Origin of the sequence: Bacillus sp. AR8-1 (assembly GCF_008042345.1) — a bacterium.
In the GTDB taxonomy this organism is placed as follows: Bacteria; Bacillota; Bacilli; order Bacillales; family Bacillaceae_G; genus Bacillus_A; species Bacillus_A cereus.
Genome location: NZ_QNUB01000014.1, coordinates 1 through 17647 on the forward strand (window position 1 = coordinate 1; position 17647 = coordinate 17647).

Consider the following 17647-nt stretch of genomic DNA (forward strand, 5'->3'; position numbering starts at 1 on the left):
AGGCAGAGCTAAAATAGTTATTTTTAACCGTATACACATTAATTTGTAATCATTACAATTACAGAAATGAAATTTACAAATAACTATATTTATATAATTTTTTTCGGTTCATATTTTTATTTAGCAGTAAATTATCGAGCATAATCGACAAAATTTTTCTATTTACGCATTAAAAATTTAATGTTTTAATGAACAACATAACTGGTATGACCAGACAGAAAGGAGAAGGTTACGCTAATAGGAATTATAGTGAAGTTATAAGTAACATTATGTTGGGAATATTTTTCTGAATAGTCTTTTTGTTTATGAGAGGTCAAGAATCAAATTGGTAATAAACGTGTTCTAAGTTTCTGCATAACAAAAGTGAAGTTATTCCGCAATAAAAGTATAAGCAATGTACAGTATAATTTCACCTTTTGTTGTCTAGTAAGGAGTTTGCTGACAAAACTAAGAGGGATATTATCAAATTGAAATTAAACAATGTTATGACAAGATTAACTGTAAGCATTGGTTTATTGATCCTCACGATTCTGTAAGTTAAACCGCAACTTTAGGAAAGAATTAATAATTTACTACTCATAGGGTGCCTGATTCAAATATAGTTAATAAATTTTTGTTATTTATATTTTAAAAAATAGAGTATCGAAATGAGAGATAAATAAAATCCTTACATCCTATTAGAAGTAAAAAACAACGATATTAACGTATCTGAAAGATTTCTCCTTCTTCTCCAGTTTACAAAGAGAGCGGTCGTACAAGTTATATGAATTAAGTTATAAAAACAATGGTAAAGGAGTGTACGGAATGAAAACTAAAATAATGACAGGATTTTTAATAACATCCATTGTAACTGGAGCAACTATTCCTATCAATACTCTCGCAACACCAATCGTTCAAGCAGAAACTCAACAAGAAAACATGGATATTTCTTCATCATTACGAAAATTAGGTGCGCAATCTAAATTAATCCAAACGTATATTGATCAATCTTTAATGAGTCCTAATGTACAGCTAGAGGAAGTCCCAGCTTTAAATACCAATCAATTCCTAATCAAACAAGATATGAAGGAATGGTCATCGGAACTCTATCCACAGTTAATTCTATTAAATTCAAAAAGTAAAGGATTTGTAACAAAATTTAATAGTTATTACCCGACATTAAAATCGTTTGTAGACAATAAAGAAGATAGAGAAGGGTTTTCGGATAGACTTGAAGTACTTCAAGAAATGGCTATGACGAATCAAGAAAATGCGCAACGACAAATCAATGAATTAACAGATCTTAAATTACAGCTTGATAAAAAATTAAAAGATTTTGATACTAATGTGGCAACTGCGCAAGGCATACTAAGTACAGATGGAACAGGAAAAATAGATCAGTTAAAAAATGAAATATTAAATACCAAAAAAGCAATTCAAAATGATTTACAGCAAATTGCATTAATACCAGGGGCTTTAAATGAACAGGGATTTGCTATATTCAAAGAAGTTTATAGTCTTTCAAAAGAAATTATTGAACCAGCTGCTCAAGTAGGGGTGGCAGCGTATAACAAAGGAAAAGAAATTAACAACTCTATTCTAGAAGCGGAGAAAAAAGCGGCGCAAGAAGCGACAGAACAAGGTAAAACTGCTCTAGAGATTGAATCAGCAAAAAAAGCAGCTCGTGAAGCAATTGAGAAAAGCAAACAAGGTGAAATAGCAGCCGCAGCCGCAGCAAAAACACAAGAGTATGACCTGATGAAGGTCATTGATACCGAAAAGATTAAGAAAACATTTGGTGTTTTTGCTGAAGTAAATAAATTAACAGCAGAACAGCGAGCATATTTAGATGATTTAGAGAAACAAAATCAAAAAATATATGATTTAACAACGAAACTATCAATAGCTGATTTACAAAAATCAATGCTTCTTCTTACACAAAATGATTTGCATACGTTTGCAAATCAAGTAGATGTAGAACTGGATCTACTAAAGCGCTATAAAGAAGATTTAAATCTAATAAAAAATAGCATTACAAAATTATCTACTAATGTTGATACAACTAACGAGCAGTCTCAAAAAGATACATTAAGACAATTAAAAAATGTAATAAGTTACCTTGAAGAACAAGTATATAAATTTTAATATTGCGTTTTTGGGGAATTCATAAAGATTATAAGCATTTAGCGAAAGAAGGAGAATAGTCATGAAAAAATTTCCATTCAAAGTACTAACTTTAGCTACATTAGCAACTGTTATAACTGCTACTACCGGTAACACTATTCATGCATTTGCACAAGAAACGACCGCTCAAGAACAAAAAGTAGGCAATTATGCATTAGGACCCGAAGGACTGAAGAAAGCATTGGCTGAAACAGGGTCTCATATTCTAGTAATGGATTTATATGCAAAAACAATGATTAAGCAACCAAATGTAAATTTATCTAATATCGATTTAGGGTCAGAGGGGGGAGAGTTGCTCAAAAATATTCACCTTAATCAAGAGCTGTCACGAATCAATGCGAATTACTGGTTAGATACAGCGAAGCCACAGATTCAAAAAACTGCTCGTAATATTGTAAATTACGATGAACAATTTCAAAATTATTACGACACATTAGTAGAAACTGTACAAAAGAAAGATAAGGCAGGTCTAAAAGAGGGTATAAATGATTTAATTACTACAATCAATACAAATTCAAAAGAAGTTACAGATGTGATTAAGATGCTACAAGACTTCAAAGGAAAACTATATCAAAATTCTACAGATTTTAAAAATAATGTTGGTGGTCCAGATGGGAAAGGTGGATTAACTGCAATATTAGCAGGTCAACAGGCAACGATTCCACAACTTCAAGCTGAAATTGAGCAACTTCGTTCTACTCAGAAAAAACATTTTGATGATGTATTAGCATGGTCAATTGGTGGTGGATTGGGAGCAGCTATTTTAGTTATTGCAGCTATTGGAGGAGCGGTAGTTATTGTTGTAACTGGCGGTACAGCAACACCGGCTGTTGTTGGTGGACTCTCGGCTCTTGGTGCAGCTGGTATCGGTCTAGGAACTGCGGCTGGTGTCACAGCATCTAAGCATATGGACTCCTATAATGAAATTTCTAACAAAATCGGAGAATTAAGTATGAAAGCAGATCGTGCTAATCAAGCAGTTCTTTCACTTACTAACGCGAAAGAAACATTGGCATATTTATATCAGACTGTAGATCAAGCGATATTGTCTCTAACAAATATTCAAAAGCAATGGAATACAATGGGCGCAAATTATACAGATTTATTGGATAATATCGATTCTATGCAAGACCACAAATTCTCTTTAATACCAGATGATTTAAAAGCCGCTAAAGAAAGTTGGAATGATATTCATAAAGATGCAGAATTCATTTCAAAAGATATTGCTTTTAAACAGGAGTAGAACTGAAATTTAAAACCTAAATTGGAGGAAAATGAAATGATAAAAAAAATCCCTTACAAATTACTCGCTGTATCGACGCTATTAACTATTACAACTGCTAATGTAGTTTCACCAGTAACAACTTTTGCAAGTGAAATTGAACAAACGAACAATGGAGATACGGCTCTTTCTGCAAATGAAGCGAGAATGAAAGAGACCTTGCAAAAGGCTGGATTATTTGCAAAATCTATGAATGCCTATTCTTATATGTTAATTAAGAATCCTGATGTGAATTTTGAGGGAATTACCATTAATGGATATGTAGATTTACCTGGTAGAATCGTACAAGATCAAAAGAATGCAAGGGCACATGCCGTTACTTGGGATACGAAAGTAAAAAAACAGCTTTTAGATACATTGAATGGTATTGTTGAATACGATACAACATTTGATAATTATTATGAAACAATGATAGAGGCGATTAATACAGGGGATGGAGAAACTTTAAAAGAAGGGATTACAGATTTACGAGGTGAAATTCAACAAAATCAAAAGTATGCACAACAACTAATAGAAGAATTAACTAAATTAAGAGACTCTATTGGACACGATGTTAGAGCATTTGGAAGTAATAAAGAGCTCTTGCAGTCAATTTTAAAAAATCAAGGTGCAGATGTTGATGCCGATCAAAAGCGTCTAGAAGAAGTATTAGGATCAGTAAACTATTATAAACAATTAGAATCTGATGGGTTTAATGTAATGAAGGGCGCTATTTTGGGTCTACCAATAATTGGCGGTATTATAGTGGGAGTAGCAAGGGATAATTTAGGTAAGTTAGAGCCTTTATTAGCAGAATTACGTCAGACCGTGGATTATAAAGTAACCTTAAATCGTGTGGTTGGAGTTGCTTACAGTAATATTAATGAAATGCACAAGGCCCTTGATGATGCTATTAACGCTCTTACTTATATGTCCACGCAGTGGCATGATTTAGATTCTCAATATTCGGGCGTTCTAGGGCATATTGAGAATGCAGCTCAAAAAGCCGATCAAAATAAATTTAAATTCTTAAAACCTAATTTAAATGCAGCGAAAGACAGTTGGAAAACATTACGAACAGATGCTGTTACATTAAAAGAAGGAATAAAGGAATTAAAAGTGGAAACTGTTACTCCACAAAAATAGGGAAATATTAATTCTGTTGTAAAGTGAACTAAAACATAGAAAGTCTATGATTACACTGTTAAACAGAAAAGTAATAATTAATAAATCCTTATATAACAGAAAGGCGGAGTCTCATTAAAGACTTCGCCTTTCAATTATATATAAGTATGATTCGAATAAAAAATAACCTTGTAGTTTAATTGCTTTTTTTAAATTTGCAACAGAATCGGTTAATTTGAAGTAGATTATATACATTTTCTTTAATACTTAATGATTTGAAGGCTGCTAAAGAAAGTTCAAACGATATTGATAAAAGATGTAGAAATCATTTTGAAAGACATCGCTTTTTAATAAGATTAGAACTTGAAACCATGCCTTATATAGGAGGAATACGAAATGATGAAAAAAATCCCTAATAAACTACTCGCTATATCAGCGTTTTTAACTATAACAACTACTTATGCAGTCATACCACTAGAAACTTTTGCAATTGAAATTGAACAAACGAACAATGAAAATATATCTCTTTCAGCAAATGAAGAACAGATGAAAAAAGCTTTGCAAGATGCTGGTTTATTTGCAAAAGCTATGAATGAATATTCTTATTTGCTAATTAATAATCCAGATGTGAGTTTTGAAGGAATAACTATTAATGGAAATGCAGATTTACCTAGTAAAATTGTACAAGATCAAAAGAATGCAAGAGCACATGCTGTTACATGGAATACACAAGTAAAAAAACAGCTTTTTGATACATTGACAGGCATTATAGAATACGATACAAAATTTGAAAATTATTATGAAACATTAGTAGAGGCGATCAATACTGGAAATGGAGATACTTTAAAAAAAGGGATCACAGATTTACAGGGAGGAATTCAACAAAATCAAAAGTCTGCAAAAGCATTAAAAGAAGAATTAATTCAATTAAAAAATGCTATTGGAGAAGATGTTAGAACATTTGGAAGTCATAAAGAGACATTGCAATCGATTTTAAAAAACCAAGGTGCTGATGTGGAGGCTGACCAAAAGCGTCTAGAGGACCTTTTAGGACAAGTAAAATATCAGAAAGACATAGAATCTAAGGGCTTAGACATGGTGAAAATCCCCTTTATTCCAACCTTGATTGCTGGTGGCATAATGATAGGTGATGCAAGAGGTAAGTTAGGTTGGCTAGAACCTGAATTAGCAAAATTACGTCAGACTGTAGATTATAAAATAACATTGAATCGTGTAGTTGGAGTTGCATTTCATAATATTAGTGATATGCATAGTATGCTTGATAGTGCTATCACTGCTCTTACTTATATGTCTACGCAATGGGAGGATTTAGATTCTCAATATTCGGGTGTACTGGGACATATTGATAAAGCTGATCAAAAAGCTGATCAAAATAAATATAAATTCTTAACCCCCAGCTTGAATGCAGCGAAAAACAGTTGGAAAACATTAAAAACAGATGTTGTCACTTTGCAAGAAGGGATAAAAATTGCAGAGAAAAAAGAACAGGATTTTTTGAATCAGCTTCGTCCATCAAACGTTTTCTACTTTTATAAAAAAATTCATAACGCATACACTTTTGAAATAAAGACTGGAACAAATGCGCCAAATGCGTCTTATAAAGTTATGAATTTAACTAAAAACACTGTTCATAATATGTGGAGTGGAGGGGCTAATACTAACATGTGGGCTGATTGGCTTTCATTCAATCCAAATGATGAATTTGCGGTAGTAGCAGTAGTGGATGGTAAAGAATATGTTGTGTATAAAGACAAAGTACAAAATATAATGAACTGAATCTGAAAGTAACGAAGTAATTGGAGCTGGAGAATAAACTAGACACCAAGTTAATTGAAAAATCTCCTTATATCCTAGAATATTTTGCTCAAGAAAAAGAATTTGTTCAGCGAAAAAGTAAATATTGAACCAAGGAGTTAGTTGTATTATGTGTATGGTTTTACCGAAAGGTTTCAAGTACATTACTCATACAATTATGTAGTTATCCTGAAGCATCTACAGGTGTTCTTATCGACCTTGAAGAACTACTTAGCTTCCTAAGTGGAGTGACTTTATGCAAAATTAAGTGAACGTTTTTGTACATAGATTAGTTGACATTTATATAGATTTTTTTCATTTTCAAAGATAGTTTTGTTTTTTATGTTATTTTTCAAAAATTACTGTTGAAGTTTCTATATTCATGACTCAGTATATAATCATTGTTTGATGAAATGACATACCACGTCCCTTAGAGTTTCATACGTATTACGATAACTTAAAGAAAAAAGATAATAGTAGTCAACGGTTACTATTATCTTTTTTGAACTATTTTTCATTAAAATATCTCATCTGCTGTGCTCCTTATTTACTTTTCCAGATTTTATCCTAGTTTAAAATTTATGCATTTGAACTGTTTATACAATTTGTAGGATTTTTAGCTTTTTTGTCGAATACACTTAATGCAAGGAGGGACATTACATGATTATTAAAGATTATTTCATCAACCTTTCTATTTTTTCTTTATTAGTTAGCGCAGCAATATTTATTCAAGTGTTTACAATTAATTCTAGTCGATATTTCGAAAAGCTCTATGGAGGGATTATTGCAGTTACGTTAATGTTCTTTTCTTTTCCATACATGGGATTTTCCTACGATCTTCGAGTTGTTCCTCTTATTCTATCTTTTATTTACTTTGGTCGTATTGCTGGTTGGATTACGTTAATTAGCATAATTGTAATGCGCATCTTTTACACTGGAGGGTATTGGGAACCTCCTGTGATTGCTTATTTAGGTATGGGGATTCTATTTTCTACTTTTAAAACTTATTTTAAAAAACTACATCCTTTTAAAAGTGCATCGTTATATTTTTCTGTTTTTATTGGAATAAAGTGGTTAGTTGGCGTATTATTTAATACTACATTACTTTACACAGGAGGCCTATTATATATAGCGTTAGGACTTTTAATTGGGCTATTTCTTATGGAAGCCTACCAGAGATTGTATCATTTAACACAGGACTTATCTAAAATGAATCGAGAATTAAAAAAATCGAAGCAAGAACTTGCAGATACCGTACATGAGCTTCAAGGAGGAATTTTTAAATTTAAAAAAGTGGGTAAGCACTTTATACACACTTTATGTGATGGACAGTTTTATTATCAAAACGGGTTTTATTCTGAACAGGTGGTAGGAAAAAGCTTACGTACTATTGATGCTTCTATTGTTCCTCCATATTTAGTTCCACAATTGATGAAGTACTATCTTCAGGCATGGGAAGGAAAAGAAATTATATTTGAATTACCTTGGCCAAATGATAAAACTATTATTCTTATTGCGCTTAGGCCGATTAAACGAAATGGACAAGTTATTGAAGTTGTTGGTTCTACAGTTGATATAACCGAAAGGAAAAAGGTAGAATCAGAATTAAGCGCTACCAAAGAATTATTGGAATCATTTATAAAGCACAATCTAGATGCTATTACCATTTCTGATCGAGAAGGGCATATTTTACAAGCGAATAAAGCTTATGAAAAGATATTTGGGTGGTCATCACAAGAAATCATAGGTAAGAGATTACCTTGTGTACCAGATTTTTTAATGGAAGAATCGCTTAGAAATATTCAGAAAATTCTAACAGGAGAATCTGTGGTTACTAGATTAGAAACTGTTAGACAAAGGAGTGATGGGAGTCTTCTTGATGTTAGTCTGACAGTTTCCCCTATACTAGATGTAAGAGGAAATGTGATAGCTTTATCAGCAATATGTAGAGACATCTCTGAAAGAAAACAAGCAGAAAGAGAACGACATCGATTACACCAGCAATTAAGAGATAGTGAAATGAAGTACCGTGCACTAATCGAACAAGCAACTGATGCGGTATATGTAGTAGAGCTGAATGAAGAGAATGCTCCAAGTCGATTTATTGAGGTAAACCCTGTTGGGTGTAGAAGGTTTGGATATAGTAGAGAAGAGTTGCTCTCATTATCATTTTCAAATATAGTACCACAAGATTCTCAAATGATCGTAAGGTTATTAGAAAAAATTAAAAAAGGACAAACTTCCTTCACTTTGCAAGATGAATATGTTTTTCCAACAGGAAAAGTAATAACAACTGAGTTTAGTGTTCGTGTTTTTAACTTAAATGGTAAAAAAGTTTTCCTAAGTATTTCTCGTGATATCACTGAACGGCTAAAAACAGAAGAATTATTACGAAAATCTGAAAAACTTGCTGTTGTAGGACAATTAGCGACTGTAATGGCTCATGAGATTAATAATCCATTAACTGCAATGAAAGGGTTCATGCAATTACTAAAATCAACGGAAAGTGAGAATAATCAGGGTTATATTAATATAGTATCATCAGAGATTGAGCGTATAGAGAGCATTACAACTGAATTTATGGCGGTAGCCAAACCACAGGTGGTAAAAATGCAACCTAATAACATTAGTGTGCTAATGGATCAAGTTTTAATGCTACTACAACCTCAAGCAATGATGCATAATATAAAATTTAGAATCGATCTTAACCCTGGTATTCCATTGATTTCATGTGAAGGAAATCAATTAAAGCAAGTATTTGTTAATATATTAAAAAATGCAATTGAATCTATGCCGATGGGAGGAGAAATTCTCATTCAATTAAATATACTTGATAATAATCAAGTAAGTATTCGTTTTATCGATCAAGGGTGTGGGATTCCAAAAGAACGTATACCATACCTCGGAGAACCTTTTTATAGTATTAAAGAAGAGGGGATTGGCTTAGGGTTAATGATCTGTTATAAAATCATTGAAACACATCAGGGAAAGGTATTTATTGAGAGTAAAGTGAATAAGGGGACTATAGTTGAAGTCACGCTCCCTATTTGTACACTTCAAAATTAATATATTCTTTTTACTGAAATTTTTTAAGAAACCATACAAAATGTAATGCTAATGTTACTTAATGAAATAATAAAGAGAAGAATACTGGTAAATGTACCCTATAGAATAGACACTTGAAAAAACCTGTTATAAAAACATCCTTTCTTTAGAACCAAAAGAAAGGATGTTTTTAATATTGTAATTTTTCTTGGAGACATTTCAATTTTTTACTTGTAATACATTTTTTAACTAATTTTGGTTAAGTTAGTTAAAAAGGAATTATTTTTAATGAGCATATTGACATATAAATATCCCTCATTTTTAAAATAGAAATTTCTAAAAACTATATATAGGTTCTTTTTGAAAGGAAGGGTATTATCAATTGAAACCACATGAAAAAGTACCTGTTCACTCTATAAAATCTTTGCAGGAATTAATGCAATTACTAAAAAAATCTAAAGATTTTATAACGTTGGAAATTGCTTCTAATAATTCCTCTATAGTCATTTCATATTTTAGAACATTAATCGATTTAAATATATTTCATGAAGAGGTTTTGACTTATATAAAAGAGAAGAGCTTCGATTCGTTACAAGATATTCACTCTGTCTTACCTTTTGAGAATTCAAAAATAACAAATCAAATGGAAGATATTCAGGATAGTATTTTAAATGGCTATATACTTATTCAGTTCGATACAGATAAATTAAATTGTTTGTTAGTAAATGTGTCAAAGAAAGAAAAAAGGGATATTACAAAAGCTGAAATTGAATATAATATTGTGGGTCCGCAAATCGCATTTGTCGAAGATTTAGATGTAAATTTAAATTTAGTACGTAGAAAGCTTCCAACACCTTATTTACAAATGAAAGAATTGAAAGTAGGATCTCTCTCTAACACAACTGTTGCGATTGTATTTATTGAGGGAATTGTAAATGATCAAAATCTACAAGAAATTATAAAAAGGGTAAGTCAAATAAAAACAGACCATGTTTTGGATAGTACTTATTTGATGCAGTTAATTGCAGACAACCCGAATTCTATATTCCCTCAATTTTTGAATACAGAACGTCCGGACCGTGTGGCAGCTGTATTAGCAGAAGGGAAAATTGCACTTTTTGTAGATGGCTCGCCTTATGCCATCACTCTTCCAACAACATTAATTGATTTTTTTTCTACGACAGAAGATTACACCATGCCTTGGATTATAGCCTCTTTTTTTCGTCTATTAAGGCTTTTTGCTTTTATATTTTCTGTCTTAACGACGCCATTATATGTCTCGATCTTAACATATCATTACGAGCTTATCCCAAAAGAACTTCTTGAAACGTTAATCATATCGAGAAGTAAAGTACCTTTTCCTCCATTAATTGAAGCACTTTTTTTAGAAATAACAATTGAATTACTGAGAGAAGCGGGGGCACGTTTACCAACTAAAGTGGGTTTAACTGTCGGTATAGTAGGTGGTATTGTGATTGGACAAGCATCGGTAGAAGCAAGTCTTACAAGTAACGTACTTATTATCATTGTTGCACTTTCAGCTCTTAGTTCATTTACAGCACCAATATATCGTATTGGTAATACAATTCGAGTAATTCGTTTTCCTTTTATAATATCTGCACACCTATTGGGCTTATTAGGAATTGTTTTAACAAGCTCTTTGCTTTTAGCACGTTTATTACGTACAGAATCATTAAGACGTCCTTATTTGTTTCCTTTTTATCCTACACGCCCTACAGATTGGAAAGACAGTATTATACGTATGCCGATCTCAGCGATGTTTCGACGTCCTATTTTTTCAAGGTCTAAACAGCGTTTTCGCTTTAATCCAGAAGAGGTAGAGAAAAATAAAATACTATCAAGAAATGATTTTGATGATTGAATTTAACAGGGAGGAGCATTATGAAACAGATCCCAATTGAGTATCAAGTCTCTCCATATATGGTATTTTTTTTAATTATTACTATACAGATGGGAGTTGGTATGCTTGGTTTTGAAAGGATTAGTGCAAAATTAGTTGGAAATGATGCGTGGATTAGCACGCTACTTTTTGGAATATCTGTTAATCTTATGATTTGGATCATATATCAGATTTTAAATCAGGGCAATGGAGACATCATTGCAATCAATCAAAACGTACTTGGAAAATGGATTGGTGGATTGCTCAACTTCATTTTTTTATCCTATATTGTATTGTTAGGTGCAACAACACTACATACTTATATAGAAGTAGTACATGTTTGGATGTTTCCTTCAATTTCATCTTGGGTTATAGCGGGGGCGTTTTTGGGTCTATGTTATTACATTGTGACTGGAGGATTTCGTGTAGTTGCCGGAATCGGCTTCTTTGGAATCGTTATCCCAAGCATTCTAATCTTCACATTTTTTTATCCTTTGCAGTATACAGATTTCCGGAATTTATTTCCAATTGCACAGCATTCATTCCTAGAAATTATGAAAGGAATGAAAGGAAATATGTTTAGTTTTTTTGGATTTGAAATGTTATTGTTGTACTATCCATTTATTAAAAAGGCAAGAACGTCTCAAAAATATGCGCACTATGCAAATTTAGTAACGACTATTGTCTACACATACCTTATGATTTTAACTCTTGCGTTTTTTAGTGAAAAGCAACTTGCGAACGCGATATGGGCATATTTAAGCATGATTAAAATTATACAATTTCCCTTTATAGAGCGGTTTGAATACATTATTGTTTCTGTTTGGGCTTTTTTTATATTACCGAATGTTTCCTTTACATTATGGGGAGTAAGTCGTGGTATAAAAGAGGCACTGGGAATAAAGCAAAAATATGTTTTGCCAGTTATCATCCTATTCATCTTTATTTTGTCATTTTTCTTGAATAACCGTAATAAAATTAACTTATTAAATACTTGGACAGGTCAAATTGGCTTTGTATATATATATGTATACCTACCTGTACTATGGCTAATTCAAACGGCCAAAATAAAGTTAAGGAGATAAATATGAAGCGCTGGATACTTTTCCTTATATTGGGTGTCTTCTTAATAGGTTGTGCTAAAACAAAAATTGTGGATGACATTGATTTAGTTCAAGTTGCGGCATATGATACTGAAGCAGAAGGTAAGCTAAAAGGAACCTTTGCGATTTCAGCTTATAAAGGAGGCGGGGAAGGTGAAACAAAAATCTATTCAGCATCAGGCCAGACTGGTAGAGAAGTTCTTGCAAGAGCATCCGAAAAATCTTCTGGACCTCTAGAGTTGGGGCAATTGCGTGTTATTATTTTTAATGAAAAAATAATTGAAAAGGGAATGCAGGAAATTTTAGAGACTTTGAACCGCAATCCTAGTGTAGGAAATGCAATTTATTTAGCAATTACAAATGTAAAAGGGGAATCACTATTAAAGGGGAACTATTCTAAAGAAAAAGAAATTGCTTCTTATCTATCCTCTTTACTGGAGCAAAATATGAACAATGGAACGCAACCAAAAACAAACTTTTTTATGTTTTTAAATCAACTTGATGATGATGCGAGAGATTCCTATTTACCGATGATATCTAAAAAAGGGAATGTGTTGGAGTTAAATGGAATAGCACTTTTTAAAAGATGTAAAATGGTTGATAAAGTGAACCCTAAAGATTTATTTGTATTTAAATTGTTGACAGATAATTTTAAACAAGGTACATACCAATTCAAACTACCTGGTTCTTCAAACACTTATGCCACGATAGAGAATATAAAAGCTAGAACAAAATATAAGATGGAGGGGAATAGTAAGCATCCATTCGTAAATGCTCATATTCAAGTTAAAGCTGAAATTCAAGAATTTACAAAAACAAAAAATCTAGATAATCCTAAAGAAATAAAAAAATTAGAAAAAATTATGGAAAAAGAAATAGAAAAAAAAGCAACTACATTGATAAAGAGATTTATTAAAAAAGACACAGATCCTATAGGACTTAGAAAGCTTGGTAGAACTCACGTAAGAAAATGGAACAGTCAAGAATGGGAAGAATCCTATAAACATTTACGTTTTCGTGTAACAGCTGATGTAAAAGTAACCCAATCTGGTGTTACAGAATAAATAAATCAAATAAGATATGGAAAATTTCAATAAAAAAATATAGTCTCGCAGGAGATTAGGGAGAAGAGAAACTATTAACAAAGCATTTCATAAACATTAAGATGCTTTGTTAATAGTTTTTATACTTTTATAGCCATATCACTAATATGGGGTATAGAATTCCAGAAGGCTGGCGGATATGTGGTGAAAATGTGTATGCTTGTCATAGTATTCACTATATAGCACTGACGTCCTATTTTTATGTCTTTTCAATATGGAATGAGAAAAATGAATGTTTATCGTGGGATGCAACAGTTGCATGGTGTAAAAAGTTAGGCCTTGCACACGTTCCATTGTTATATCGGGGCCCTTATAATGAAAAGGTAATTTATTCCATTTTAACTTGGTGAACGGTAGAGAAAATACAATGAATTGTAAATGAAATCTGTACGGGAATCTAGTACCGTATAGTACAGTGCATATGAAAAACTCCTCAATGCTATCTCTCAAAAAATAATAATTCTCGGCTTTATAAACTGTATTTTCAAAAATATTGCGAGCTTGTAAGAAAGATGAAAGGTAATTCAATATGAGATAAACAACTTTACTACTACAATGAAAAACAGAATCATTCTTAAAAATCATGAGATACGATATCAAGTTATTTGCGTGTTTAATTCATTTTACTAAATATTCCAGTTTCAATAAGGAAAGTCGAATCAGACTATTAACGAATGGTATATTATTCGTATTTTGGAAAAGTCAAAATGAAGACAAGTATCTTCTATCAAATCTCATTCTTGGTGTATACATTTGAAGGGAATTTCTCATATGAAATTAGTAAAAGTAAAAGATCTTAGTTAGGAGAAGGATGATAATGTTAACAAATTCTATGGGAAGGTGAAGAAAGAAGGTAGCGTAGGCCTAATCATTAGGGGGCAGACGCCTCTCTTTTTTTATGTCGCAAATAGCATTAATTCGTTAATTAATTTATATGAGATTATCTTAAATAAGTTAGTTAAGAAAGAAAAATAAAAGTGAGTAAAAAGATAAAAATACACAGGTACGTAAAAAATAAGGAAGTTGTATTTGCAAGTGTTTTAGTTGGGTGTGATATCAATTGTATTGGTAAAGGTGAATATTACGTTTAAATTGCCATGGATGGAAAAGGAGGAGTTTCAAAATCTATGGATGGTAAAGTGACGCGAAAGGAGTATGAATATACATTATCGGGTTTTGATAAGGAAGGTAAAGAAAAAGAGTTAGAATTTATTGCACAAAAGAATCTTCGTAAAGAAGCATTCCTACGTGTATATTATTCAGATAAAAAGGTGTAACAGCTTGGGAGGAAGTGCAGGAAGACGAGCTCCCGAAGAAAGCAAAAGAAAAACTAGGTGTGAAATAATCATTTATTTATGATGGTGGATTCTTCTAGGTTGAGGGTCCGCCGTTTTTTATTATATGTTATGTTGTAGTTTTTATATAAAGCATATTGAAAAGATAGGTTAAATCTTCTGGAATAATATCTCCATAATTAATAACTTGTACAATAACCTTTCAATTATCACTAAATCCATTCATATCAACAAGTTGTGCCATATATCCGTTTGTAGCAATATCTTTTAAAGTACGCTAAAAATACCTTTTATTTTATCTTATCTTTATCTTATCTTTACCTTATCTTTAAATTTTTATATTAAACTTGAAACCTTAAAGTATTGATGTATGAGTCTAAAAAGGGCGGGAGATAGGTGTTCATTACATAGTTTGTATATAACCAATTACCTTTGAAAAATTGAATTTCTTATACGAGGAGGAATATATGAAGGATACAAGTAAAAATCAAATTATAAAAGCGTTCCTTATTAGTATTTTAGGCTTAGGAACAATACTTGGAATGCTATATTTTAATCATAAAACCAATATTCAACAAAATAAAGCGCAAGCCACCGAAAAACGTGTATTGCAATATGAGTCTACCTTAAAAAAAGAATTAGAAAAATATAATTTAGGAGAGAAAACACCAATTTTATTAGGAATTATGTATCAAGAGAGTAGAGGTGAGGGAAACGACCCTATGCAGTCATCCGAATCACTTGGATTAAAGCCAAATGAAATTCAAGAGACAAGCTTGAGCATTAAACAAGGGGTAAAGCACTTTGCTAAAATGTACAAATATGGAACGGACAAAGATGTTAGCATAGATACAATTATTCAAAGTTATAATATGGGGCCAGGGTATATTGATTTTATTGCTAGTCAAGAAGTTAAACAACACTCGGAGGATTCGGCCAAAAAATTTTCTAAGATGAAAGTTGATCAAAATCCAGCGATGTATACTTGTGGTGAAAATAAAAATAATTTTAGGTATCCATATTGTTATGGTGATTTCACATATGCCACAAAGGTAAATGAAAAAACAAAACTTATTGAAGAACTTCTTCGAAATGTACATAGCTTTTCTAAATAAGTTGCAGAATGAAATATAATGATACCATCAGTTATTAACAATAATATCTAAGAAAAAACTACTTTCTTTCTTAGTTTGCATAATTTTCAAAAACAAATCCCGTGGATGTTAATATTTGTTATATAATATATTTGTCAAAACATTACCCCTAAAGTTTCTAAATTCAAGCTGTAAGATAGTTTGTTTGGCCCGTATTTTCACCTTGAAAGTGGAGTTTAAATATAGTTGCAATTTTTTGAGGGGGAAAAGTAAATGTTTATAAAAACAGAAAGATTATTAATACGAAAATTTGAGTTCAAAGATTGGCAAGCTGTTCATGAGTATACATCAGATATCAATGTTATGAAATACATACCTGAAGGGGTCTTTACTGAAGAAAATACAAGAAACTTTGTGAATGAAAACATTGGTGAAAACGCTAAGAACTTTCCTGTAGTATTAATTGATAAAGATATTCTGATTGGCCATATAGTCTTTCATAAATATTTTGGTGAGCATACATATGAGATTGGTTGGGTGTTCAATCCTAAATATTTCAATAAAGGATATGCTTCTGAAGCAGCAAAAGCTACTTTGAAATATGGCTTTAAGGAAATGAAATTACATAGGATTATAGCTACATGTCAGCCACAAAATACCCCATCATATCGAGTAATGGAGAAGATTGGAATGAGAAGAGAAGGCTATTTCAGGAAGTGTATACCACATGGGAATGAATGGTGGGATGAATATTATTACGCTATTTTAGAAGAAGAGTAGTGCCTAGGAACGCATCATTTAAATTGACACTCCTATTCTTAAATAGGCAAGTTGGCTATTTAAGAATAGGGATCCTTGCTACTAAAGGCGAACTTTATTTCCGGTATCGCTGACGTGCAAAACTTTGTATAATCTGATCTTATCTCTAAATCACAACTGTTACTCACATCACCATCAAGTTAAAGTTTCATTTTATTTTGCTAACTTGATGGTGATGTGACGTAACATTAATTATTTGAAAATTTTAAAAAGTCACCTTAGTCATGTTAAAGGGACCTTGATCACGCAAATGATATGTAAGCCAATTTATTTTTGATATACAGATTATTTGTATAATAATTTTTATAAATAATTGCTAAATAGTGAATTTACATAAATGCTTTTAGAAGTTCTTGAATTAATGGGATTGCTCCACCTATAAATTTTAAAACTGCCATTGCGATTTCCATATTATTCTCTCCTCTTTTTCGTATTAAGATGTGATAAATCTTTATAACCTCATCATAGTAACCGCTTATAATAATAACAATACATTTTCGTATGCAATATTGCATATTTATACATTGGATCTCTATTATTCATTTTTTAATGGTACTATAGCGAGGTGAGAGTCTTTAAGAGTTCTCCTTAATAGGAGGAAATATGGAAAGAGTGCAAGCGATTTACAGTAATCAAAAATTTAAGAGTTGGGTTAAACAGGTATTAGCTGTAGGAGGAGTAATAGGGGGCTGTTATTTGGTGTTATATGTTTTCTGTTTCTTAGTTATCATGTAAATATTATACAACTAAACTAGTAGAGTCTTGCCTAGAGAGGTAAGGCTCTTTTATTGTAGTACCTGGAGATGAGCAAACTACATACAATATCTCTCAGGTTTTTCAGATCACTTTGTATAATTCCTTGTTTAGAACACTAATTTCTATTATTGAAACTAAATAAACATCTATTTAAAAGTTTCAATTTAT

General features: G+C 31.7%; 12 protein-coding genes and 3 pseudogenes. 14 read left to right on the forward strand and 1 reads right to left on the reverse strand.

What is annotated here, in order from left to right; genetic code table 11:
* Positions 1-804: 804 nt before the first annotated feature.
* The 13 genes and pseudogenes from hblC (at position 805) to DN400_RS08760 (ending at position 16684) form a co-directional block, all read left to right on the forward strand.
* A complete protein-coding gene (gene hblC, locus DN400_RS08705) occupies positions 805-2124 on the forward strand; it encodes a hemolytic enterotoxin HBL lytic component L2 (RefSeq protein WP_086388011.1) in 1320 nt (439 codons plus the stop codon).
* Positions 2125-2185: 61 nt separating this feature from the next.
* Complete coding sequence (hblD, locus tag DN400_RS08710; RefSeq protein ID WP_000714435.1) at positions 2186-3406, forward strand: hemolytic enterotoxin HBL lytic component L1; 1221 nt, start codon at positions 2186-2188, stop codon at positions 3404-3406.
* A 36-nt stretch (positions 3407-3442) separates the two neighbouring features.
* Positions 3443-4570: a hemolysin BL binding component B gene (hblA, locus tag DN400_RS08715; RefSeq protein ID WP_000591969.1), complete on the forward strand. Its 1128-nt coding sequence runs from the start codon at positions 3443-3445 to the stop codon at positions 4568-4570.
* Between the two features lie 375 nt (positions 4571-4945).
* A complete protein-coding gene (hblB, locus tag DN400_RS08720) occupies positions 4946-6346 on the forward strand; it encodes a hemolysin BL regulatory component HblB (protein WP_000976148.1) in 1401 nt (466 codons plus the stop codon).
* A gap of 20 nt (positions 6347-6366) precedes the next feature.
* Positions 6367-6594, forward strand: a pseudogene (locus tag DN400_RS29800) (hypothetical protein); the annotation flags it as partial.
* Between the two features lie 430 nt (positions 6595-7024).
* Positions 7025-9430, forward strand: a complete 2406-nt coding sequence (locus DN400_RS08725) for a PAS domain S-box protein (protein WP_147801633.1) — start codon at positions 7025-7027, stop codon at positions 9428-9430.
* A 361-nt stretch (positions 9431-9791) separates the two neighbouring features.
* A complete protein-coding gene (locus tag DN400_RS08730; RefSeq protein ID WP_147801634.1) occupies positions 9792-11291 on the forward strand; it encodes a spore germination protein in 1500 nt (499 codons plus the stop codon).
* A gap of 20 nt (positions 11292-11311) precedes the next feature.
* Positions 11312-12394 carry a GerAB/ArcD/ProY family transporter gene (locus DN400_RS08735; RefSeq protein WP_000809706.1) on the forward strand — a complete coding sequence of 361 codons (1083 nt, stop codon included), beginning with the start codon at positions 11312-11314 and terminating at the stop codon, positions 12392-12394.
* Positions 12395-12396: 2 nt separating this feature from the next.
* Entirely contained in the window at positions 12397-13476 is a 1080-nt protein-coding gene (locus DN400_RS08740; protein ID WP_000832858.1) for a Ger(x)C family spore germination protein, read from the forward strand.
* A gap of 143 nt (positions 13477-13619) precedes the next feature.
* Positions 13620-13850, forward strand: a pseudogene (locus DN400_RS08745) (RNA ligase family protein); the annotation flags it as partial.
* Positions 13851-14612: 762 nt separating this feature from the next.
* Positions 14613-14860, forward strand: a pseudogene (locus DN400_RS08750) (YxeA family protein).
* Between the two features lie 417 nt (positions 14861-15277).
* Entirely contained in the window at positions 15278-15925 is a 648-nt protein-coding gene (locus DN400_RS08755; RefSeq protein ID WP_016512821.1) for a lysozyme family protein, read from the forward strand.
* A 252-nt stretch (positions 15926-16177) separates the two neighbouring features.
* Complete coding sequence (locus tag DN400_RS08760; RefSeq protein WP_000470143.1) at positions 16178-16684, forward strand: GNAT family N-acetyltransferase; 507 nt, start codon at positions 16178-16180, stop codon at positions 16682-16684.
* A 368-nt stretch (positions 16685-17052) separates the two neighbouring features.
* Here the strand turns inward: DN400_RS08760 and DN400_RS08765 are convergent, their stop codons facing one another.
* Complete coding sequence (locus DN400_RS08765; protein ID WP_002094014.1) at positions 17053-17238, reverse strand: hypothetical protein; 186 nt, start codon at positions 17236-17238, stop codon at positions 17053-17055.
* Between the two features lie 88 nt (positions 17239-17326).
* Here DN400_RS08765 and DN400_RS29810 point away from each other — a divergent pair, with 88 nt between their 5' ends.
* Positions 17327-17458, forward strand: coding sequence for a hypothetical protein (locus DN400_RS29810; protein ID WP_000442767.1), 132 nt, complete (start codon positions 17327-17329; stop codon positions 17456-17458).
* The last annotated feature ends 189 nt before the right edge of the window (positions 17459-17647 follow it).